Genomic DNA, 21,899 nt, shown 5'->3' with positions numbered 1-21,899 from the left:
CTTCATCAACCGCCTGGCGGAGCAGGCAGCAACTGTCGGATGGAAGAGATGGAGGATCTCGCATACGTGCCGTTCTTTACAAATCGCTTATATCGAACCATTGTAAAGCGTATGTCGTCGCGCGATTTGTCGCACGAGCCGAACCTCTTCGGAACTATAGTTCTCCAACCTATTTTTCTGGCAAGTATCACTATTGACATAGCTGCGAATACACTTGCCACCTCCCACATCACTAAGCGACACCATGTTCCTTGGCTGAAGCAGGGAAATTCCCCATTCCGTTAGGCAAGCTTTGAAACCCTCGCGCGAATGGCGATGCGGTAGTGTCTCTCAACCGTCAATTCCGGCGGGAGGAAGAGGAGAGATACAATGAAAATCAAGGGCCTAGTAATTGCAACCGTGTTTGCTCTTTCGTCAATCTCCGGCGCGTTCGCCGCGGATAATATAGCCCAGACGTTTCAAAGCGGTTGGGGCAACGTCGCCGGCACGGCCCAGAACGGCTTCCGGAACTTCAGCATTACCGGCCAATCCGGTATTGCGAATCACTCGGCAACCGTTCAGTTCGGTGCCTACAACGCATCCGGTACAGCCCAATTCGGCGTCGCCAACCACTCAACTACCGTACAAGGTGGCCTAGGAAACGTCTCCGCTACCATCCAGTCCGGTTTCGGCAACAACTCGCTCACCGTTCAGTCCGGTGTCGGCAACAGCTCCACGACCATCCAGCATTAGTCGAGTATATCTTTAGGTCAGCGGCCTTGCCGCTGACCTCCTTTGCTACGGAGTCCTACAATGATTGCTGCCCTCCCCCCCGTCCATTGCATCATCGAGCATCATCAGGGGACTGGCGGCGCCATGACCCTGGTCCCGACCATTGAAAGCGATGGTCGCGGCGAAGGAAGTTATCAATTCGAAATCTTCTCGAATTCCAATGGCAACACCTCAAGCAACGTTCAAGGCGGCGATTTCCAGAAGGATAACCCGGGACGGCTTGCGCTTTCACGGTCAACGATCTCCGTGTCGCCGAACGGATGGAGCGCCCGGCTGACTGTCTATGGTCCAAACGGCGAAAAGATCTGCGTGGTGTCGGTGCCGTGATATTTGTGCACCGTTCGTACGATCTTCCCACGACGCGAAACGACCGCTAATTGATTGTATACTAAATTATAATAGTAATAGACCTCAGTGCGTCGCGTCGGTGTGTGCCGGCGGCTATCTTGGGGTGATGAGGGAATGCAGATCTGCCTGGCCGTTCGGTCGCACAAACTGGCTGTTGGCCTCGTTGCAGCCTTGGCAAGCACAACCTCCATTGCGGCTGCGGATGACACCAAGCCAGCGCCCGTAGCGCGGAACGAGGAAGCTGCTCTAACCTTGCAGATCGGGGCTGGCATCAACTGGCTAAGCTTGCCAAGCTGGGGTTCGCGTCGACCCGATTTCTTCGGAAGCGGCGACAGTAGGGTCGTTGACGACGGCCTCAATCTAGGCTTCAACCTGGGTCTTCCGCTTGGGTGGATAGGATCGCAGCCGCTTATCCTGGAGTGGAACGGCAGCATCTCTGACCTTTCTTCCAGCTCCACTGACCGGACGAGCCTAGCCGGGCAGAATTCGCTGAACCTGGTCTATGGTAATTCCGCAAACGGCAACATCAGCACGCTATTCGCGTCACCCGCCGGCACCCTACCAGCGGTTGCAACGGTTGATGTTACAGTCAACGACAGCGCAGGCGGGACAGTCGGCACACTTATTTCAAGCTCCTCACCGGTGGGCGGACGTGTGACGCAGTTTGCCTCGAATAGCGCGATAACCGGCGGCACCTTTGCCGCGCTCCTCACGAACGGCGATACCCAAAGCGCCGCGGCCTATGCTGCCTATGCCGACAACACTGGGATGACCCTTCGAGCTACCGGCGACCTCAGTAACAGCTCAATCGTCGATGAGCGCAGCGAGGACGCCACGGTCATCGATCAGACACTACTGCTTGGCGCTCCGATCGACCTTCAAGGCGGCTGGACGATCACGCCCAAGTTTGGTCCGATGTATAGGTCCATCGATCGCGACGTGGATTTTCGTCGCACGCTCCAAATTACCGCGAACTACCCGGGTGTCGTGGTTCCGCAGGTCAGCGTCGCGCAGGACGACGAACTCGATGCGCGTTATGTCGGGGCGTTGGCTGAGCTCTCGGTAGCCAAGGCATTGCAACCGGATCTCAGCGTCTCGTTCGATGCGAGATTTGGCGGCGCTTACCTGCATTCCCACTATCGAAGCCATTATTCCGCAGTTCTGCCGAGCGTATCGACGGGCGCCTTCGACTTTGTCTCCCAGACGCGCGACGACGCCAGCTTGCTTGCCGGCGTTGGCGCCGGGCTGCGCTACGCGCCCACGGAGAATCTGCAGGTCGGCCTGGACGCCGGCGTGAACTACATTAACAAGGTACCGACGATCAACTATGTCGCAGATGCGGGCGGCGTATCGCCCACGATAGGCATGAGTCATGCCATCGATTACAACGTCTCCGTCAGCGTTACCTGGCGGTTCTAAGCAGCACGATCAGCACATCGCGGAGAGCATGGAAAGGCAGTGCAGAAACTGCGTCTGCCGGTTCACGCCCACGCGTGCCATCGCGGAGGCAAGCTGATTATGGACTGTATTTTTCGAGACACCGCGTTGCCGCGCGATTTCGGATGCCGTTTCTCCCCGCAAGAGGCAATAGGCAAGATCGGCCTCCGTCGGTGTCAGGCCGAAGATTGACTTGATGGTGTCAGGCGCCAGCAGGCTGTTTCCGCCGAGCTCGCGTATCGTGAGCATGTAAACGCGCTCGTTGGTCGCAAAGACGTTCTTGAACTGCGAGCCGAGGCCGACACGTCCCGACAGCGCATCGACGCTGATGAGCCATTTAACGTTCTTCACCTTGTCCTCAACCCAGGCAACGTGTCGAACACGTCCATGCGACGACGCCATACCGATCAGCCGTGCAACCTCGTCCTGAAGTGCCGTGTCGACGAAATCGATCACGGAGTCGCTATATTCGACTAGCAGATGCGACGCTTCGACAAATTTCTCGAAGCTCCCATTCGCCAGGCGAACCTGATAGTCTTCCGTAATAATCGCAGAGGGTGCGGACGAACTGAAGAAGGCGCTCTCCATATGTGCGGATTTCTCACGCTCCAAGAGCGTGGTCTTCTGGATTGCAAAGGCCGTCTGAAAGTGCGGCAGCAATTTCATCAGCGCTTCGGCCGCTCTATCTGTTTCACTCCGACCCGGGCGATCGAAATGAAGCATCAATGCAATCCTGCGTCCGCCTTCCTTGACGAGAACGAGTATCAGAAGGCTGCCCTCGACACCAAAGCACTCGTGCACGGGCTTGTCCCATTGCGGATTGAGCTTGGCCTTCAGGTCGATCGTCAGGAACGCCCCCTGTCCCAAGGTGAGCGTCGCCGCGTGCAGTGCAGCGATCATCTGCGGATTGCAGAGCGCGGCTTTCGGGACGCCCTTTGCAAACACGCTCGCGCGCCGATCCTCCGCCCCCTTGAAGCCCACGACTGCCCCGGCGGCAGCCTTGGTGGCATTGATCAGCTCCGCTATGACCTTCTCCCATTCGGGAGGGCTTACAACGGTTTCGTAGATTAGTTGTACCAAAGGCAAGTAAGTGTCTTCACCAAAGCTATTGATCATCGGACCCACTCCAACGCTTGGCGAATTTCCAAGATTTTTAGGCCCGGCCGCGTCGTTTCAGAACGCTGCCGCTCGATATCGCCTACTGCGGCACCATTGCCGCGCATTCGCCTCATGAGTGTTTTCAGGCTACCTTGATCCCGGTCCGACCATGCGGTCGAAGGTGGTTCCCAGCCACTTGCCTGTCGGCTTCACGCCCTCAGCGGCCTCAAGAGAAGCCGATGAAAAGCCAAGGCTCTTTATGAAACATCGGATGCCTCCTCAAGATTGAGTCTTTTTGTCCTCAACTTGCTCGGCCGATGCCGATCACAAGCCAAAAGCGCTCATTTGGCCTTTCAAGCACCAAACAGCGCTGAAAATGCACGCCGTGCCGAGAATAGTCTCGCCACGTGTCCCTAAACTAGAGATTCTAAGAATAGCATGCGCTTTCTTGTTGTAAAATGTAAAATGACGCGAGTTTATTACAACAATAGGGGTATATATTATTGCAACCGATAGAGAGACTATTAACATCCGGTAATTGAACTTCAAGCCAATTGAGGTGGCAGAGGCGCCGCGCATACCGCATGTGTCGTCTTGCTTTCTTGACGCCCAACTCGCCCTAAGCGTGCGCCATCCAGATGCGACTCCCGCGCGGAAGCCGCACTCGTAACCAAACGGATAATAATTGACGCCTTCCGGTCGGCGGCCTAGAACCGGTGCTACACTCCGCGCCAGCCCGCCTAGCCGACTTGCCGGCCATTTTTTGGCACTTCGCGGAGCACCCGGAGAAGATCTCATGTCCCATACAGCTCTGCGCTCGAACCGCGCGCTCGTCGTCGCCATTATCATGCTCGCGACTTTCATGGTCGCGATCGAGGCCACGATCGTCGCGACCGCCATGCCGAAGATCGTTGGGCAGTTGGGTGGCTTTACCTATTACAGCTGGGTCTTCTCGGCTTTTCTTCTGGCCCAGTCGACGACAACCGTCATTTACGGCAAGCTTTCGGACATCTTCGGGCGCAAACCGGTGCTGATTTCGGGCATCCTGATCTTTCTCTTCGGTTCCCTACTCTGCGGGCTGGCATGGTCGATGGCTTCGCTGATCGTTTTCCGCCTGCTGCAAGGGCTTGGCGCCGGGGCTATCCAGCCGGTAACAATGACAATCATCGGCGACCTCTTCACACTCGAGGAGCGAGGCCGCGTGCAGGGTGTCATGGCGACAGTGTGGGCCACATCGGCGGTTGTCGGGCCGCTCGCCGGGGGTGTGATCGTCGATACCATCTCCTGGGCCTGGATTTTCTGGATCAACCTGCCGATCGGAATCGTGTCGATCGCCGCTTTCTCCCTCTTCCTCAAGGAATCGGTCGCGCACAAGCAGGCGAAGATCGATTATCTCGGCGCCATCCTGTTTTCGATCGCCGTCATTGCGCTGCTCGTCATCCTGACTGAAGCTGCGGATGCCAAGGCGTGGGTATTGGCGTTGCTCGCCCTGGTGTTCGCCGTCGCCGCCGTCCTTTTCCTGCTGCAGGAGAAGCGGGCGGCCGAGCCGATCATTTCCATTGCTCTCTGGAGCCGCCGGCTGGTCGCGACCAGCAACGCCGCAACACTGCTTGCCGGCATGGCGCTGATCGGGCTTTCGACCGTATTGCCCATGTACGTCCAAGGCGTCCTCGGACGGTCGTCGATCGTCGCGGGCTTCACGTTGACCATGCTGGTCGTCGGGTGGCCACTGGCTGTGATGCTCTCCAGCCGCTTGTTCAGGGCGTTCGGCATCCGACGCACGCTACGGGTTGGAAGCCTGATGTTTCCCTTCGGAGCTTCCTTCCTGCTCTTCCTGACACCGGACAGCCACCCCGCGCTCGCGGGAGCAGGCTCGTTCTTCATGGGCTTCGGCATGGGGCTGATCAGCCTCACCAGTATCGCGCTTGTACAGGACAGTGTCGAATGGTCGATGCGCGGCAGCGCCACAGCGTCGATCATCTTCGCCCGCAGCCTCGGCAATACCCTCGGAGCAACCGTGCTCGGTGCCATTCTCAACGCCGGCATCAGCCACTATGCCGCCGGGGACGCAGCAAGCTCGCTGCATGATGTTCTGAACCAGCCAACCGGGCTTTCCGAATTGGCCGCCGATCCCGCAATCCGCACCGTCTTCGATGCATCGCTTCACTGGACGTTCTGGGGCGTGGCGGTGGTTGCCGTTCTCACGTTCCTGTCGGCCTGGCTCATTCCTGTGGGACGCGAGCAAGGCCGGGCATCGGTGACGTCAGCCGCCACCGAAGCGTCGCACTAAACCTTCAACCTGGACCACATGTGATGCTCGAAAGAGGATCGTCAGGCCAACCTGCGCGTCATTTCTTAAGGAACCAGGTCTGTTCTCCTTCGTTTGTCTTTCAGCAGGGAAGGAGAATTGAGATGCGAAGGACCCTTATGAATTGCACTGCTGCAGCTATGGCGCTCTGTTCGTTCGTCGCTCCCGCAATGGCTGACAGCGTGTCCATAATGCGCGAACGGAGCTACGACGACGAGTACGATCGTGTGCGTCCCGGAATTACCATCAACGAGCACGGCATCCGAGTTGGTGCGGTTGGCGATCGTGACCGCTATTATCGCGATGGCTGCTACACCAAGACCGTCAGAACGATGACCGACGATGGCGATGAGGTCACCAAGACAGTACGCCGCTGCCGATAACGTTGAATGGTGAGCAGGCCTTTCTAAGCCCCAAAATAACACGCGAAGGAATTGCCTCTATCGAGGTGAAGAGGAGGATTTTGTCGCTGACGACGCAAATGACTGCCTGCGGAACGTGCGCTCCCCTTCGCCGGTAGAGGGAGCAAAAGTCGCGCCTGATAGAAAGCAGGCGTGAAATAGAACTTAGCCCGGTTCCGGCCGGGTTTTCTCTCAAGATTGGCCTTCCACCAGAACCTCGTCGGAGGGCGTCAGTGGAATTGATTGCAGCAGGGTCTGGCGCGCCGAGCGCAAGTGCAGACGGCAGGCGGAATCGATCGCTGCCTGATCACGAGACTCCAGCGCGGCGATATAATCCAGATGCTCATGAATGGCACGTTCGTTGCGCTCGCGAGCGAAAGCCTTGTTCCACTGGTAGTGATAGTGAAAGATGATCGCGATAGCATCGTAGAAATCGGCAATGAAGCGGTTCCGCGAAGCCGCGTGGATGAGCAGATGGAAGCGCTCGTCGAGAGTGGAGAAATCCTTGTAGCGCGTGTCGAGATCACGCAGCATCGCCTGATGATCCGCCTTGATGTCAGACAGCGCGCGCCACGCGTCGCTCTCTGGCGGAAGTTTGCCGAATTCCGCCGCCGAATGCAGCTCGAACATCTCGCGCACGTCTGCGAGCTCAAGCGCAAAATCGCGTGTGAAGCCCTTGAGAATCCAGTGGCTGTTCGGCCGTTTCTCGATCAAGCCAAACCGCGAGAAGCGGATCAAGAATTCGCGGACACTCGTGGTGCCGGTACCGATCTCGCGCGCGAGCTCCAATTCGTTGATCTGCATGCCCGGTGCGGCATCATCCGACAAGATGCGCTGCATGAAGCTTCGCTCGATGATGTCGTGAAGTGAGTTGGTCTCTTCTGATGGAAAGAAATCGGCTTCGGTCGGCTGCCTGAGGACGATCTTCTGACGCTTGTTCCAACGAATAATGCCGGCATCGCTGAGCCGTGTCAGAATCGCGCGCGCAGTGCTGCGACTGATGCCGAGCTGCGCCGCTATTTCGGGCTCCGAGGGCAATGCCGCATCCGTCCGCAAAGCGGCGGCATAGCGGTTGTACGCTTCCTTGAAGACTGTATTCTGCCTTGCCATGCACACCCCGCCCTTTTGCCTCGGCAACACGGATCGGACGGCCACGAAGTTGCGGCGCGAAGCGTGGCAGAAGCTTATCTGTCAGCAATCCTTATCTTATTTTGGATTGCATGCGGCTGTTTGCCTCCCTCGTCCACAGGATGAATAATCCCGTTGACTTGAAAATGTTTATTGTAGATAAAAAACAAAATCAATGAACATTCGCCGACGAAGCGAGTGTTTCCCCTAGGGAGAAGAATGTTGACCAAGGACCCCTGGATCATCCTGTCTGCCGGCGACAACGTTGCGGTTGCGACGGCGGCGATCCCATCCGGCGCGACGGTCGCCGGCATCCAGACCCGCGAGAAGATCGACCCCGGTCACAAGATCGCACTCGCCGATATTCCGCTTGGCCAGCCCATCATCAAATACGGGCAGGCGATCGGGCGGACGACGGCGGACGTGAAGGCCGGCGACCATATTCACAGTCACAATCTGCACTTCGAGAACGACCGTCTTGCCGCGACCGCCAACTCGGCGCCTGAGGAAGCAACTGCAGCGGATCGTGCGCGCACGTTTATGGGCTATCGTCGTGCCGACGGCCGCTCGGCGACGCGCAACTACATCGGCATCATTGCCAGCGTGAACTGTTCCACCACCGTTTGTCGGGCGATCGCCGACGAGGCCAACAAGACGATCCTGCCGCATTTCGACGGTATTGACGGTTTCGTGCCGATCGTCCATGACCAGGGCTGCGGCATGAGTTCCACAGGTGACGGCATGGCCGTGTTGCACCGGACCCTTGCCGGCTATACCAGGCATGTGAACTTCGGCGGCGTGCTGATGATCGGCCTCGGTTGCGAAGTCAACCAGCTGACACTCTACGGCCAAAGCGGCGCCGGGAACTCCAAGCGTCACTTCAACATTCAGGATGCCGGCGGCTCGCGACGCGCCGTCGAGCGCGCCATGGGCATGCTGCGTGAAATTGCGCAGGATGTCGGCAAGGAAAAGCGCGTGGCGCTGCCGATCAGCGATATCATCATCGGCCTGCAGTGCGGCGGCTCGGACGGCTTTTCCGGCATCACCGCCAACCCCGCGCTCGGCGTTGCAGCCGACCTGCTGGCAGCTGCCGGCGGCACGGCGATCCTCTCCGAAACCTCCGAGATCTACGGTGCCGAGCACCTTCTGCGCAGCCGCGCCGTCAGCGACGAGGTTGCCCGCAAGCTCGACGACAAGATCGCCTGGTGGGAGAAGTACGTGGCGATGCACGGGGCATCGCTCGACAATAATCCGTCGCCCGGCAACAAGCGCGGGGGCCTGACGACGATCCTTGAAAAATCACTCGGAGCCGTCGCCAAGGGCGGACGCTCGCCTCTGACAGCCGTCTATGGTTATGCCGAGCGCGTCAGCGCACCGGGCCTCGTCTTCATGGACACCCCCGGTTACGACCCCGTCTCCGCAACTGGTCAGGTAGCCGGCGGCGCGAACATGATCGCCTTCACCACCGGCCGCGGCAGCTGCTTCGGCTGCCGCCCGGCGCCCTCGATCAAGCTTTCCAGCAATTCGGCTCTCTATGCCTCGATGGAAGAGGACATGGATATCGACTGCGGCACGATCGCGACAGGCGATGCGACGATCAGCGCCAAGGGCCGCGAGATCTTCGACCTGATCATCGACACGGCATCCGGCAAGAAGACGAAGAGCGAGGAATTCGGCTACGGCGACAATGAGTTTGTGCCGTGGCATTTGGGTGCGACACTCTAAATCAGATGCATATCAAGTCTTCAGGGGAGGAATAATGAAGACGAGGAGGATCGGCAGCACGGCGCTGGAGGTGACCGAAGTAAGCTTCGGCGGCGCCGCTCTCGGCGGCCTGTATCGCGCCTGCCCGCGCGAACAGGCTATGGAGACGCTTGAGGCTGCATGGGACAGCGGCATTCGCTATTTCGATGTCGCACCGTGGTATGGCCTCGGTCTCGCCGAGCGTCGTTTCGGCGACTTCCTGCGCGACAAGCCGGAAAAGGAGTGGGTGCTCTCGACCAAGGTTGGTCGGCTGCTGCGCCCGGTGCCGACGGGAACCGTTCCAGACTATAGCTATGTCGACCCGCTCTCCTTTGATGCCGACTACGACTATTCCTACGATGGCATCATGCGCTCGGTGGAATTCAGCTATGCCCGTCTCGGACTGAACCGGATCGACATACTCTACGTTCACGACCTTGGCGGATACACCCACGGCGCGGCGAAGAACGCTGTCCTGCAGAAGCAGTTCCTGGACACCGGCATCAAGGCGCTCGAGGAACTGAAGTCCTCCGGAGCGATCAATGCCTTCGGACTCGGTGTCAACGAGATTCCGGTCTGCCTCGACGTGATGCGCAATGCCGACATCGACTGCATCCTGATGGCCGGGCGCTATACGCTGCTCGACCGGTCGGCGGTTGCCGAACTGCTGCCGCTTTGCCGGGAAAAGGGCACCTCGCTCGTTGTTGGCGGCGTCTTCAATTCCGGCATCCTTGCGACGGGCCCCGTGCCCGGCTCGCATTTCGACTACATGCCGGCGACAGACGATGTCCTCGCCAAGGTCGGGGGCATGGAGAGGATCGCTGCCAAGCACGGTGTATCTCTGGCTGCCCCGGCGCTCCAGTTCCCGCTCCGCGATCCGCTCGTCTCCTCGGTCCTGATCGGCACGGCCAAGGCATCGAGCCTGACACGCAACATGGAGCTTTTCGAGCCAGCCTTGCCGGACTCGATCTTCCCGGAATTCGACTCTCTGACGCTCGTCGCACCGCCGCTCGGCGAAGACGCCGTGCGTGTATAAGGACGGACCATGCTTAGAGGTATCCACCCCATCCTCAATCCCGACCTGCTGCGTGCGATCGCCCGCATGGGGCACGGCGACGATATCGTCATCGCCGACGCCAACTTTCCCTCGAGCACAATGGGTCCGGAAGTCATTCGTGCCGATGGCGTCAGCGCCACCGACATGGCCGAGGCGATCCTAACGCATTTTCCGCTCGATACGTTCGTGCCGGAAACGGCGTGGCGCATGCAAGTTGTCGGCGACCCGACCGCAGTGCCCGACGTTTGCGCCGAATTTCAGGAAATCGTTTCGAGGCGCGCCGGCGACTTCAAGATCGCATCCCTCGAACGCTTCGCCTTTTATGAGCGTGCCCGCACGGCCGCCTATATTGTTGCGACGACAGAATTCCGGCTCTACGGTAACCTGATTTTGAAGAAAGGTGTTGTTCGCCCGGACGAAGTCTATCGCGGCTGACAGCACTTTAGACTGCGGATGAACGATTGGAAAAACAATTACTTGCGATAGATAACGAAACAATGAGCGAGCCGCTTGCAGTACTTGCAATTTGACTTTCGCTCGGCTAGCTTCTCGTGGTAACTGTTTTTTATCGATAAAAATCGCCCGCCTGCGTTCAGCGGTACGGTTTCTTGGAGGAGAACGCACCTAGGAGGAGAACTACATGCGCATGAAATCCATTCTGTCGCGCCGAGCCTTCACGGCTCTCGCGGGTGCTGCCGCTATCGCCACCGCAATGCCGGTAACGTCGTTTGCAGCTGACGTGACGATTCCGATCATCGTCAAGGACACGACCTCTTTCTACTGGCAGATCGTTCTGGCCGGCGCCCGCGCTGCCGGTAAGGATCTAGGTGTCAACGTTCCGGAACTCGGCGCACAGGCCGAATCCGACATCAACGGCCAGATCAGCATTCTTGAAAACGCCGTTGCCGGTAAGCCGGCTGCAATCGTGATCTCGCCGACCGAGTTCAAGGCGCTTGGCAAGCCGATCGATGAAGCTGCAAAGTCCGTTCCGATCATCGGCATCGACTCGGCCGCCGATTCCAAGGCTTTCAAGTCGTTCCTGACGACTGACAACGTCCAGGGCGGCCGCATCGCGGCTGACGGCCTTGCTGCCGCCATTAAGGAAATGACCGGCAAGGAGGAGGGCGAAGTCGTCATCCTCACCAACCTGCCGGGCGTCGGCTCGCTCGAGCAGCGCCGTGAAGGTTTCCTGGATCAGATCAAGACGAAGCATCCCGGCCTTAAGGTCATTGCTGACAAGTACGGCGACGGCCAGGCCACGACCGGTCTCAACATGATGACCGATCTGATCACGGCTAACCCGAACCTTGTTGGCGCCTTCGCCTCGAACCTCATCTTGGGACAGGGCGTCGGCCAGGCAATCGCGGAGAACAAGCTCGGCGACAAGATCAAGGTCATCGCTTTCGATAGCGACGACAAGACGGTCGGCTTCCTCAAGGACGGCTCGCTCGCAGGTCTCGTCGTGCAGGATCCCTACCGCATGGGCTATGACGGCGTGAAGACGGCGCTCGCCGTATCCAAGGGCGAGAAGGTCGAGGCCAACGTCGACACCGGCGCAAACCTGGTCACCAAGGCCAACATGAGCGACCCGAAGATCGACGCTCTGCTGAACCCCAAGATCAAGTAAATCACACGACGTGGCCGCGCGAGAGAAATCCCGCGCGGCCTTTCCTTCACCTGTGTTATCGTCCGCATGAGGAGCGCGGACTGCTGGTGGAGAGACGGCAATTCGCGAGGAGGAGACGCCCATGAGCCTGGAAGAGGTCAGTCATCGCCACGATGACAGCGCCACGCTGACGGAGGCAAGCCGCATTCCTGCGGGCGCCCCGATCCTCGAACTTAAAGGACTTCAAAAGAATTACGGCTACGTCCAGGCGCTGAAGCCGGCGACGATGACGTTCCTGGCCGGCGAGATCCACGCGATCGTCGGCGAGAATGGGGCTGGCAAGTCGACCCTGATCAAGCTTCTGACCGGTGTGATTGCCAGAACGGCGGGCGAGATTCTCTGGTGCGGCCACCCCGTCGCCCTGGCAACGCCCAACGAAGCGATAGCGCGCGGCATCAACGCCGTCCACCAGGAAGTCGTTCTCTGCCCGCACTTGACGGTAGCGGCCAACCTCTTTCTCGGCGACGAGGTCAATCAATACGGGCTGATGCGCAAGAAAGAGATGGAGAAGATGGCGCAGGCCGTCCTCGACGATCTCGGCTTCGGATTGCCTGCCGGCGTGCCTCTCGCCGATTTGACGATCGGCCAACAACAACTCGTTGCGACTGCGCGCGCGGCCATGCGCGGCACGCAATTCCTGATCTTCGACGAGCCAACAGCCTACCTGACCCGCCAGGAATCGGCGCAGCTTTTCAAGCTGATCCGCCGCCTTCAAAGCGAAGGCGTCACGATCGTCTACATCAGTCATCGCATGGAAGAAGTGTTCGAACTCGCGGACCGCGTTTCGGTGCTGCGCGACGGCACGCATGTCGGCACACGCACCATCGGCGAGACGAATGAAGCCGAGCTGATCGCGTTGATGATCAACCGCTCGATCGAGCAGATTTATCACAAGGAAGAGATCCCGATCGGAGACACGATCCTTGACGTGCGCGGGCTTTCCGGACCGGGCTTCGAGAACGTCTCGCTCTCGGTCAAGGCCGGCCAGATCGTGGGCCTCTATGGCCTGATCGGCGCAGGGCGCAGCGAATTCGCTCTTGGCCTGTTCGGGCGGGAAAAGACCACGGCCGGCGAGATCCACTGGATGGGCAAGAAGGTCGATATCACCAACGAGCGCACTGCAATGGAACTCGGGATCGCGCTGGCGCCGGAAAGCCGCCGCGACCAGGGACTTTGCCTCAACCTGCCGATCGGACTGAATATCAATCTTCCGGTCTTCAAACGGCTGAGCAAGGGCCCTGTCATCAGCCACAGCGAGGAATCGCAGAATGCCGACCAACAGATCCGTGACCTGGCGATCAAGACGCCGAGCCGGCGTGTCCTGGTTTCGGCCATGTCGGGCGGGAACCAGCAGAAAGTCGTCATCGGCAAATGGCTGAGCTACGGCGCTCGCCTCTTCATCTTCGATGAGCCGACGGTGGGCGTCGACGTCGGTACGAAGGCGGAAATCTACCGGCTGTTTGCAAAGCTTCTCAAGCAAGGCGCGGGTATCATCCTGATCTCCTCCTATCTGCCTGAGGTTTATGAGCTCGCCGACAGGCTGCACGTCTTCCGCCGCGGCCAGCTTGTTGCAAGCCACGACTTCCACGCGGCAACACATGAAGAAGTGCTCAGCGAAGCGATCGGTGTCTAAAAGAAAAAGAGGGAGAGAGAACCAATGACCGTAACCCCCACCGATATCGCCGCGCCGCCGCCGCGCCGAAAAGTCAATATCCTATTCGGCCTGACCCTCATCGGTCTCCTGGCCTTCCTCTGGATCGTTCTCGGATTCGTCACAGCCAGCTTCTGGACGCCGCTGAACATTTCCAACCTGCTGCGGCAGGGCGCAATGACGGCCATTCTGGCGCTCGGCCAGACGTTCGTAATCATCACCGCGGGCATCGACCTTTCGGTCGGCGCGATCGTCGGATTCTGCACCGTTATCCTGGCTTGGCTGCTGCAAGCAGGCGTGCCGGTCTGGGCGTCCATCCTGATCACACTGCTGATCGGCGTCGGCATCGGGGTATTCCACGGCTTCGGCATCGTCAAGATGGGACTGCCGCCCTTCATTATCACGCTGGCAACGCTGACCTCGCTGCGCGGCATCGGACTTTTGATCACCAATGGTTCGACGATCAACATCGTCAACGAGCCCTTCACGAACTTTGCCCGCGCCGACTTCCTTGGCGTGCCGAGCCTATTCTGGATGGTTATTCTTGTTGCAGTCCCGTCCTACGTCTTCCTGCATCTCAGCCGTTGGGGGCGCTATCTTTTCGCCGTCGGTTCGAACCGTGAAGCGGCCCGCCTGTCGGGTGTCCGGGTGAACGGCATCATCTATCTCGCCTACATTCTCTCGGCGACATTTGCTGCCTTCGTTGGTGTTCTGCTTGCTTCCCGTATCGCGATTGGCAACGCCACGCAGGCGGACGGATGGGAACTGCAGGCGATCGCTTCGTCCGTTATCGGCGGCACCAGCCTGTTCGGCGCCATCGGCTCCGTGCACGGTCCGCTCATCGGCGCTTTCATTCTGGCGACCATCAACAACGGTGCGAACCTGCTGAACGTCAATTCGTTCTGGCAGCGCATCATCACCGGCCTGCTGATCATCGTCATCGTCTACTTCGACCAGCTGCGCCGCCGCCGCACGCCGTAAGCCGGCAGCGAGACAGGGAGCCGGCCCAAAGGCCGGCTTCTTCCATCTAGGGAATGCGAGATCATCATGAAAGCAGTGCTCTGCCAAGAACCTGGCGTCCTCGAACTCGTGGAACGCCCCTCACCCGGCGCGCCTGAATCCGGCTGGGTACGGCTTGCGGTGAGCCATGTCGGAATCTGCGGCACGGACTACCACATTTTCGAGGGCAAGCACCCGTTCCTGGAATATCCCCGCGTGATGGGGCACGAGATCTCGGCGACGGTTGTCGAAGCGGGCGAAGGCGTTGCCATGGCGGTCGGAACGCCTGTGGTCGTCAACCCGTATCTCTCTTGTGGCACCTGCGTCGCCTGCCGCCAAGACAAGCCGAATTGCTGCACCAATATCAAGGTGCTTGGCGTTCACACCGACGGTGCTTTCTGCGACGAAATCACGGTGCCTGCCGGCAATCTCTATGCGATGAAGGGCGTGAGCCTGGAAGCTGCAGCCACAACGGAGTTTCTGGCAATCGGCGCCCATGCCGTTCGCCGTTCGATGGCGCCGACCGGATCACGCTCGCTCGTCATCGGCGCCGGCCCGATCGGGCTCGGGGCCGCAATCTTCTCGCGGATATCAGGGAATGAGGTCACATTGCTCGACACCAGTCAGGAACGACTGCAGATGGCCGTTGATCGGTTCGGCTTTTCCTCTAGCATCGTTGCAGGCGAAGGTGCCGCCGATGCTGTCAGGGCGATGACTGGCGGCGACGGTTTTGACGTCGTTTTCGATGCCACCGGCTATGGCCCATCGATGGAGAAAGCCTTCGGCTTCGTCGCCCATGGCGGCGCGCTGGTGCTGGTCAGCGTCGTGAAGGACGATATTCGCTTCTCCGATCCGGAGTTCCACAAGCGCGAAATGATGGTCATCGGCAGCCGCAACGCGACCCGCGTGGACTTCGAACATGTCGCGGATTCGATCGCCAAGGGCCTCGTACCGGTCGAGCAGTTGATCACCCACCGTACGACTTTGGAGAATGCGCCACGGGACCTGGCACGCTGGGCTCATGAAAAGAGCGGCCTGATCAAAGCGGTCATCAAGGTCGGCGCTTAAAGCGCGTCGATCGCCGCCCGCATCTGGCGAACGACGTCGGCATCCGTCCGGTTCGTTGTCGCTGCTTCGAAGCCGAAGGTAACCGCCCGTGGGTCGATGCTGTCGACCCGTGAGCTGCAGGAGGCGTGAACCTCGCTTGTGCCGGTGGCCCGCAGTATCTCAGCGACGTTGCCTGGACGCACGCCACTGCCGGGCATGATCGAGATACGGCGAGCCGCCTTGCAGGAGAGACGGCTCAGCATTTCCAGGCCGTCGATCGCCTTCGGCACACAGCCTGACGTCAGGATGCGCTCGCAGCCGAGTTCGATCGCCTGTTCCAGTGCTGCACCGGGATCAGGGACGAGATCGAAGGCACGGTGGAGGGTCGATCCAAGTCCCGCGGCACGCGCCCTTAGCCGGCTGATCAGAGGCATGTCCAGCCTGCCGTCCTGGCGATTGGCGCCGATGACGACGCCGGCAAGGCCGAAGGCGCGCACGGCATCGATATCGGCCATCATCGCCTCTTCGTCAGCCGCATCGAACACGAAAGGGCCGGCGTGCGGGCGGATCATTGCATAGACCGGAATGGGCGCAGCGGCGGCAGCTTTCATCAGCCCGGCGACCGGCGTCAGCCCGCCAAGCTCCAGCGCCGAGCAGAGTTCGATACGGCCCGCACCGCCGGCAATTGCAGCCGCAAGCCCCTGCGGGCTGTCCACGCACACTTCCAGCAAAACGCTCACGCTCGAATCTCCTTGTCCGCCGCGCCGTCCATTTAAGCGAAAGCGTTTTCTTGCGCGACGGGTTCGGCAATTATTTCGGCAACGGCGGCGACAATCACGGCACTTGCGTCAGCCGAGGCTTTCCGATGGTTGAAGGCGACGTGATAGGACATCGGGATGGACTCCTCAAGTTCGACGATGCGAACCTTGTCGGCAATGGGCATGGCGCTGACGCGGCCAAGAAACGAGATATAGCCATGGTTGGCGACAAGGTCGACGATCACAGGCAGAGAGTCGGCGGCAGTGATATCCTGGTTGCGGTGCCTGCGATTGGCAGTGCGCTCGTGGCTTAGCGCCATCGTGGCGTGTCCAAGCCCCGTCCTCGAACTCGGCGTGCAGATCGCGTGACCCTCGACAAGCTCGGCCACTGTCCGCTCTCGGCTTTGCAGCGGTGCTATCAGGACCATCTCGGTCTTCAGCAACTCGCGATGCTGGAAGCGCTCAAGACCAAAAACGGAGTCGAGAATGGCAACGTCGATCCGGCCGGATTTCAAAGCTTCCCGCAAGTCATCCGCCGTCATCAACACCAGAGACAGGGCATTCTTGCTGCGGCGGGCGTTCCATTCGGCGACGAGAGCGCCAAGGCATCGTGCAACCCAACTTTCCGATCCTGTCGGAATGATCGAACCGATGCGCAGCGCCCGCGCCGTGCGCTGATAGCGTTCGTCAGCGGACGCTTTCAGATCATTCCACTCCTGCGTGATGGCCTGCAAGATGGCATAGATCCGGCTACCCTGCTCTGTCAGCGCGGAGCCATTAGCCTGCCGCTCGAAGAGGCGATGACCGAGCGCCTTCTCCAAAGTCGCGATCTGAAGCGAAAGCTGCGGCTGACCGAGCTTCAGCCGTCGCGCCGCCCGGTTGATGCTGCCTTGGTCAGCGACCTCAAGGAACCGCTCCATCGTGGTGATCTTGATCGGCAGACGCGACGGTTCGTTGGTCCCCATCCAGTTCGCGAGCTCTTCAGCTGCCCGCACGATCGGGGCGAGCTTTTCGCGCACGTCGTTGCTGGCGAGGAGCGTCGCAAGCTCGCCGGAGCTGCGCTCTGTCAGCTTCAGGGCAAGCTCCGTTTCGAGATTGCGGACGGCGGTCGAGACTGTCGATGCTGCAAGCGAAAGGCTTCGTGCCGTCTCTCTGACCGAACCCGATGTGAGCACGTGACTGGCGACAAACAACGTGCCGAGCTGCAATCGCTGTCTCCGTAACAATATGAAAAATCGAACGATATGATGTGTTCGCGAAAAAAGATATCCCTGTCGGGAAATCCGGCGGCTATCGTTCCCGCCAAGAACAAAACCGGGCTGGACAGCAGGAGTGCTGAAGAGCACCGGACATCTGCGGAAACACGCAAGGGAACAAAAACAAATCGCGACAGCGATGGAAAAGGAAATGCATTTTCGCGCAAGCATTTGCATTCACCGCCATAATCGCGCCGCGACCGCAAAACTGGAGAGGCTTGCATCGATTTTTCGAACGCGAACGCTATTTCCATGACGCACGTATTTCCGGCATGATCGCAGCCAGACTGCTTTCGCCGGTGATTTTATACGTGGAAGGCTCCCGCCAGGGCCTGCCACGAGGTCAAACGGTGTAAATCAAGGGGACAATCCATGTTGAAGAAATTCGCTCTTGCCGTCACGCTTTCCGCCTTTGCGGCAGGGGCGGCCCATGCTGCAGACGTCGTCGTTTCATCGAAAATCGATACTGAAGGCACGCTGCTTGGCAACGTGATCGTGCTCGCGCTCAACGCAAACGGCATCAAGACGCAGGACCGTGTTGCGCTTGGGACGACGCCGGTTCTTCGCAAGGCAATCACATCAGGCGAAATCGACATCTATCCGGAATATACCGGCAATGCCGGCTTCTTCTTCAACAAGGCCGACGATGCAGCCTGGAAGAACCTCGAACAGGGCTACGAACTGGCCAAAAAGCTCGATTACGATGCCAACAAGATTGTCTGGCTGGCGCCTTCCCCCGCCAACAACACCTGGGCGCTCGCGGTCCGCAACGACGTCGCCGGCCCGAACAACCTGAAGACCATGTCGGACTTCGGCAAGTGGGTCGCAGGCGGTGGTGCGGCGAAGCTCGTGGCTTCCGCCGAGTTCGTCAACTCGGCTGGCGCGCTTCCGGCATTCCAGACGACCTACGGCTTCACGCTGAAGCCAGACCAGGAAATCGTCCTTTCGGGCGGTGACACGGCCGCGACCATCAAGGCGGCAGCCGACCAGACGAACGGCGCCAACACCGCCATGGTCTATGGTACAGATGGTGCGATCCAGGCCGCGGAACTGACGGTTCTCGAGGACGACAAGAACGTCCAGCAAGTCTATGCGCCGACCGCGATCATCCGCGAGGAAGTGCTGAAGGCAAACCCGAAGATCGAGGAAGTGCTCGCACCGATCTTCAAGAGCCTGAACGCCGATGAACTGCGCAAGCTGAACGGCAAGATCCAGGTCGACGGCGAACCGGCGAAGTCGGTTGCCGAAGGCTTCCTGAAGGAAAAGGGCTTCCTGAAGTAATCTCGTTGCCCGATGCTCCGCCTGCCCACGGGCGGAGCATCCTTTCGACCGGACAGGATGGATCGATGGAAGAAACCTTAGCGGTCCGCAAACTGGACCGGCTCGGCGTGGTGCTGGTGACAACAGGCGTTGTCGCAACTGCGCTCCTGCCTTTCATCTATGTGAAGGCAAACCGCATCGCCGCCGGAAAGCCCATGCTGCTGACGCAGCTACTCAATCAACCCTCCGCCCTCATCCTGACGATCCTCCTGCTGGCCACGGCCTTTGCCGTACTTTTTCTTCAAAATGCGCTGCTGCGGCTGGTTATCGCCACCCTTTGTTTTGCTGCGCTGCTCGCGACCATTGGATTTGCAGCTTCGGCATTCACGCCACCGGCCAGCAATGCCGCGCGCATGACGCCGGGCGGTGGGTTCTGGGTGCTGTTTGCGGTGATCGGGCTCGTCGTTTCGGACGCGCTCGTGAAGATCAAGCTTACGCCGTGGATGCGTATTGCGGCCCTTGTCGCCTACACCGGATTGCTCGGCATCTTCCTGGCTTCCGGACTGCTCGACGATCTCTCGATCATGAAGGAATTCGCGACCCGATCCGCGCAGTTCTGGACGGAAGCGGTCGCCCATTTGCTGTTGGCACTCGGCTCACTGGCGATCGCCATCGTCATTGGCCTGCCGCTCGGCATCCTGTGTTTCTGGGTTCCAAAGTTGCGTGCCGTCGTCCTGCAGGGCCTCAGCCTCATCCAGACGATCCCGAGCCTTGCGCTCTTCGGCATCCTGATGCTGCCGCTCGGCTATCTCGCGACGCACCTGCCCGCCGCCGCCTCGATCGGCATTCGCGGCATCGGCGCCGCGCCGGCGCTGATCGCGCTTGTCCTTTATTCTTTGTTGCCGATCGTGGCCAACACCGTCGTCGGTCTGCAGGGAGTCGATCCCTCGGTACGTGACGCAGCGGCTGGCATGGGATTGACGCGTCGCCAAATTCTGACCGGCATCGACTTGCCGCTTGCCTTTCCCGTCATTTTGACGGGCATTCGTATCGTCCTGGTGCAGGCGATCGGCTTGGTGACGGTCGCGGCTCTGATCGGCGGTGGCGGCTTCGGCATCTTTATCTTCCAAGGGCTCGGTCAAACAGCCATGGACCTCGTTCTGCTCGGCGCCGTGCCGACCGTCTTCTTCGCCTTTTCTTCGGCCGTCATCCTAGATGCGGTCATCGACAGCATACGGGGATCCGCCGCATGAGCATGATCGAAATCAGGAACGTCACCAAGCGCTACGGCACGGCGGCCGTCGTCGACAACGTCTCGATGGAAGTCGAAAAAGGTTCGATCACGGCTATTGTCGGCACCTCCGGCTCGGGCAAATCAACGCTGATGCGGATGATCAACCGTCTCGTGCCGATCACGTCGGGCGAGATCTTCGTCGGCGGGCGGAACATCATGGACGTCCCGGTGACAGAATTACGCCGCAAGATCGGTTACGCGATCCAGGGGCACGGCCTCTTTCCGCATCGAACCGTTTCGCAAAACATCGCGACGGTGCCGCAGCTTCTTGGCTGGGATACGGCGAAAATCAAGAGCCGCGTCGAGGAACTGCTCGGTCTGTTCAACCTCGATCCCGCGGCCTTTGCCGAGAAATATCCGCATCAGCTGTCCGGTGGCCAGCAGCAACGTGTCGGCGTTGCGCGGGCGCTGGCGGCGGAGCCGGAACTGCTGTTGATGGACGAGCCCTTCGGCGCGCTCGATCCAGTCATCCGCGGCAAGGCGCAAGACGATCTGCTGGCGATCCAGAAGCAGTTCGGTACGACCGTCGTCCTCGTCACGCACGACATGGACGAAGCCTTCCACCTCGGCAACCAGATCGCCGTGATGAGCGCCGGCAAGCTGCTGCAATGCTCGACGCCGGAAAAGATCCTGACCGAGCCAGCCGATCCCTTCGTGCAACAATTGACCGGCACCTCCGACCGGGCGCTGAAGCTGATGTCGCTGCTGCCGCTGAAGGAAAGCATGGAGCCGGCAAAGTCAGGCCTCGCTTACGCATTGCCGCAGTCGCTCAGCCTGCGAGATGCCCTGGCAGAGATGATCTGGCAGGGCGTTGGCGAAGCCGCCGTCCAGAATGCGGACAAGGCGCCTGTCGGCTCGATCTCGATGACGCGATTGCTCGAACTGGGCCGGAAGGCATGAAGCTCGTCCTTGCGAACCTCTTCCGTGCTGCCGCACTGGTACTGCTGCTGATCCTGTTGTTCCGGACGGAGTGGCTGTCCTTCCTGCTCGTACCATTGACGAGCAACAATGCGCCGGCGGTCTATACCCAAAACAGCCTTCCGCATCTTGCCGCCTCGCATCTGTTTCTCGTGGCGATCTCGATCGTCGGCAGCGCCGTTCTCGCGATCCTCGGCGGGATATTCGTCACCCGCAAAAGCGGCGAGGACTTCCTGCCGCTGTCCCGGGCGATCGCCAATGCCGGCCAAACCTTCCCGCCGGTGGCAGTGCTCGCCCTTGCCGTGCCTGCAACCGGCTTCGGCGCCGGGCCAACGTTGATCGCGCTCTTTCTCTACGGCCTCCTGCCGATTTTCGAAAACACCGTCTCCGGCCTCAAGCAAGTCTCTCCCTCCGTGCTGGATGCCGCCGACGGCATGGGCATGAATGGCACGCAGCGGCTCTTTCAGGTGGAATTGCCGCTTGCCCTGCCGCTGATCCTCGAGGGTCTGAAGGTTGCGACCGTCATCAACATCGGCACGGCAACGATCGGCTCGACGGTGGCCGCCAAGGGCTTGGGCGAAGTCATCATTGCCGGGCTGATCTCCGACAATACCGCCTTCATCCTGCAAGGCGGCCTGATCGTCGGCCTGATGGCGGTGTTGATCTATGATGCGATGGGGCTGATCGAAAACGCCATCACTGAAAGAATTGGCTTGCGCCCGGCATGAGGCGACGGCTACCAAGGCTGCCGTGATATCG

General features: G+C 59.8%; 20 protein-coding genes. 16 read left to right on the top strand and 4 right to left on the bottom strand.

What is annotated here, in order from left to right; all coding sequences use genetic code 11:
• Positions 1–369 precede the first annotated feature (369 nt).
• The 3 genes from IB248_RS03955 (at position 370) to IB248_RS03945 (ending at position 2,538) form a co-directional block, all read left to right on the top strand.
• Positions 370–732: a hypothetical protein gene (locus IB248_RS03955; protein ID WP_112647167.1), complete on the top strand. Its 363-nt coding sequence runs from the start codon at positions 370–372 to the stop codon at positions 730–732.
• A gap of 60 nt (positions 733–792) precedes the next feature.
• Positions 793–1,098, top strand: coding sequence for a curli-like amyloid fiber formation chaperone CsgH (gene csgH / locus IB248_RS03950; protein WP_112647169.1), 306 nt, complete (start codon positions 793–795; stop codon positions 1,096–1,098).
• Between the two features lie 135 nt (positions 1,099–1,233).
• Entirely contained in the window at positions 1,234–2,538 is a 1,305-nt protein-coding gene (locus IB248_RS03945; protein WP_192240358.1) for a hypothetical protein, read from the top strand.
• A gap of 9 nt (positions 2,539–2,547) precedes the next feature.
• On the opposite strand, the gene IB248_RS03940 is transcribed toward IB248_RS03945, so the two are convergent.
• Positions 2,548–3,672 (bottom strand): helix-turn-helix transcriptional regulator, encoded by a 1,125-nt coding sequence (locus tag IB248_RS03940; RefSeq protein WP_062373418.1) that lies wholly within the window; start codon positions 3,670–3,672, stop codon positions 2,548–2,550.
• Positions 3,673–4,450: 778 nt separating this feature from the next.
• On the opposite strand from IB248_RS03940, the gene IB248_RS03935 reads away from it, so the two are divergent.
• The gene (locus IB248_RS03935; RefSeq protein ID WP_192240357.1) at positions 4,451–5,944 is read left to right on the top strand and encodes an MDR family MFS transporter; all 1,494 of its coding nucleotides are present in this window, start codon (positions 4,451–4,453) and stop codon (positions 5,942–5,944) included.
• A 122-nt stretch (positions 5,945–6,066) separates the two neighbouring features.
• Positions 6,067–6,345 carry a hypothetical protein gene (locus tag IB248_RS03930; protein ID WP_192240356.1) on the top strand — a complete coding sequence of 93 codons (279 nt, stop codon included), beginning with the start codon at positions 6,067–6,069 and terminating at the stop codon, positions 6,343–6,345.
• Positions 6,346–6,555: 210 nt separating this feature from the next.
• Here the strand turns inward: IB248_RS03930 and IB248_RS03925 are convergent, their stop codons facing one another.
• Positions 6,556–7,473, bottom strand: coding sequence for a GntR family transcriptional regulator (locus IB248_RS03925; RefSeq protein ID WP_192240355.1), 918 nt, complete (start codon positions 7,471–7,473; stop codon positions 6,556–6,558).
• A 240-nt stretch (positions 7,474–7,713) separates the two neighbouring features.
• Here IB248_RS03925 and IB248_RS03920 point away from each other — a divergent pair, with 240 nt between their 5' ends.
• From IB248_RS03920 to IB248_RS03890, 7 genes are all read left to right on the top strand, one after another.
• A complete protein-coding gene (locus IB248_RS03920) occupies positions 7,714–9,216 on the top strand; it encodes an altronate dehydratase family protein (RefSeq protein ID WP_025658786.1) in 1,503 nt (500 codons plus the stop codon).
• Between the two features lie 34 nt (positions 9,217–9,250).
• Positions 9,251–10,270: an aldo/keto reductase gene (locus tag IB248_RS03915; protein ID WP_192240354.1), complete on the top strand. Its 1,020-nt coding sequence runs from the start codon at positions 9,251–9,253 to the stop codon at positions 10,268–10,270.
• A gap of 9 nt (positions 10,271–10,279) precedes the next feature.
• A complete protein-coding gene (locus tag IB248_RS03910) occupies positions 10,280–10,726 on the top strand; it encodes an RbsD/FucU domain-containing protein (RefSeq protein WP_025658784.1) in 447 nt (148 codons plus the stop codon).
• 205 nt (positions 10,727–10,931) lie between these two features.
• Positions 10,932–11,918, top strand: coding sequence for an ABC transporter substrate-binding protein (locus IB248_RS03905; protein WP_062373436.1), 987 nt, complete (start codon positions 10,932–10,934; stop codon positions 11,916–11,918).
• A 121-nt stretch (positions 11,919–12,039) separates the two neighbouring features.
• Complete coding sequence (locus tag IB248_RS03900; RefSeq protein ID WP_062373439.1) at positions 12,040–13,590, top strand: sugar ABC transporter ATP-binding protein; 1,551 nt, start codon at positions 12,040–12,042, stop codon at positions 13,588–13,590.
• 24 nt (positions 13,591–13,614) lie between these two features.
• Complete coding sequence (locus tag IB248_RS03895) at positions 13,615–14,589, top strand: ABC transporter permease (RefSeq protein ID WP_018857666.1); 975 nt, start codon at positions 13,615–13,617, stop codon at positions 14,587–14,589.
• Between the two features lie 66 nt (positions 14,590–14,655).
• Positions 14,656–15,675: a zinc-binding alcohol dehydrogenase family protein gene (locus tag IB248_RS03890; RefSeq protein ID WP_192240353.1), complete on the top strand. Its 1,020-nt coding sequence runs from the start codon at positions 14,656–14,658 to the stop codon at positions 15,673–15,675.
• Here IB248_RS03890 and IB248_RS03885 read toward each other — a convergent pair.
• Together IB248_RS03885 and IB248_RS03880 are read right to left on the bottom strand one after the other, a co-directional pair.
• Positions 15,672–16,394 (bottom strand): copper homeostasis protein CutC, encoded by a 723-nt coding sequence (locus IB248_RS03885; protein WP_192240352.1) that lies wholly within the window; start codon positions 16,392–16,394, stop codon positions 15,672–15,674. The genes IB248_RS03890 and IB248_RS03885 overlap by 4 nt on opposite strands.
• A 32-nt stretch (positions 16,395–16,426) precedes the next feature.
• The gene (locus tag IB248_RS03880; protein ID WP_025658779.1) at positions 16,427–17,620 is read right to left on the bottom strand and encodes a LysR family transcriptional regulator; all 1,194 of its coding nucleotides are present in this window, start codon (positions 17,618–17,620) and stop codon (positions 16,427–16,429) included.
• A 420-nt stretch (positions 17,621–18,040) separates the two neighbouring features.
• Here IB248_RS03880 and IB248_RS03875 point away from each other — a divergent pair, with 420 nt between their 5' ends.
• From IB248_RS03875 to IB248_RS03860, 4 genes are all read left to right on the top strand, one after another.
• Complete coding sequence (locus IB248_RS03875; protein WP_169679149.1) at positions 18,041–18,949, top strand: ABC transporter substrate-binding protein; 909 nt, start codon at positions 18,041–18,043, stop codon at positions 18,947–18,949.
• Between the two features lie 65 nt (positions 18,950–19,014).
• Positions 19,015–20,181, top strand: coding sequence for an ABC transporter permease (locus IB248_RS03870; protein WP_025658777.1), 1,167 nt, complete (start codon positions 19,015–19,017; stop codon positions 20,179–20,181).
• Positions 20,178–21,122 (top strand): ABC transporter ATP-binding protein, encoded by a 945-nt coding sequence (locus tag IB248_RS03865; RefSeq protein ID WP_192240351.1) that lies wholly within the window; start codon positions 20,178–20,180, stop codon positions 21,120–21,122. Before IB248_RS03870 ends, IB248_RS03865 begins: the two co-directional genes overlap by 4 nt.
• Positions 21,119–21,868: an ABC transporter permease gene (locus IB248_RS03860; RefSeq protein WP_062373454.1), complete on the top strand. Its 750-nt coding sequence runs from the start codon at positions 21,119–21,121 to the stop codon at positions 21,866–21,868. Before IB248_RS03865 ends, IB248_RS03860 begins: the two co-directional genes overlap by 4 nt.
• Positions 21,869–21,899: the final 31 nt, after the last annotated feature.

Source organism: Rhizobium sp. RHZ01 (assembly GCF_014851595.1).
Lineage (GTDB): Bacteria > Pseudomonadota > Alphaproteobacteria > Rhizobiales > Rhizobiaceae > Rhizobium > Rhizobium altiplani.
The sequence above is the reverse complement of the archived record's forward strand: the minus strand, read 5'-3'. Positions and strand labels throughout refer to the sequence as shown.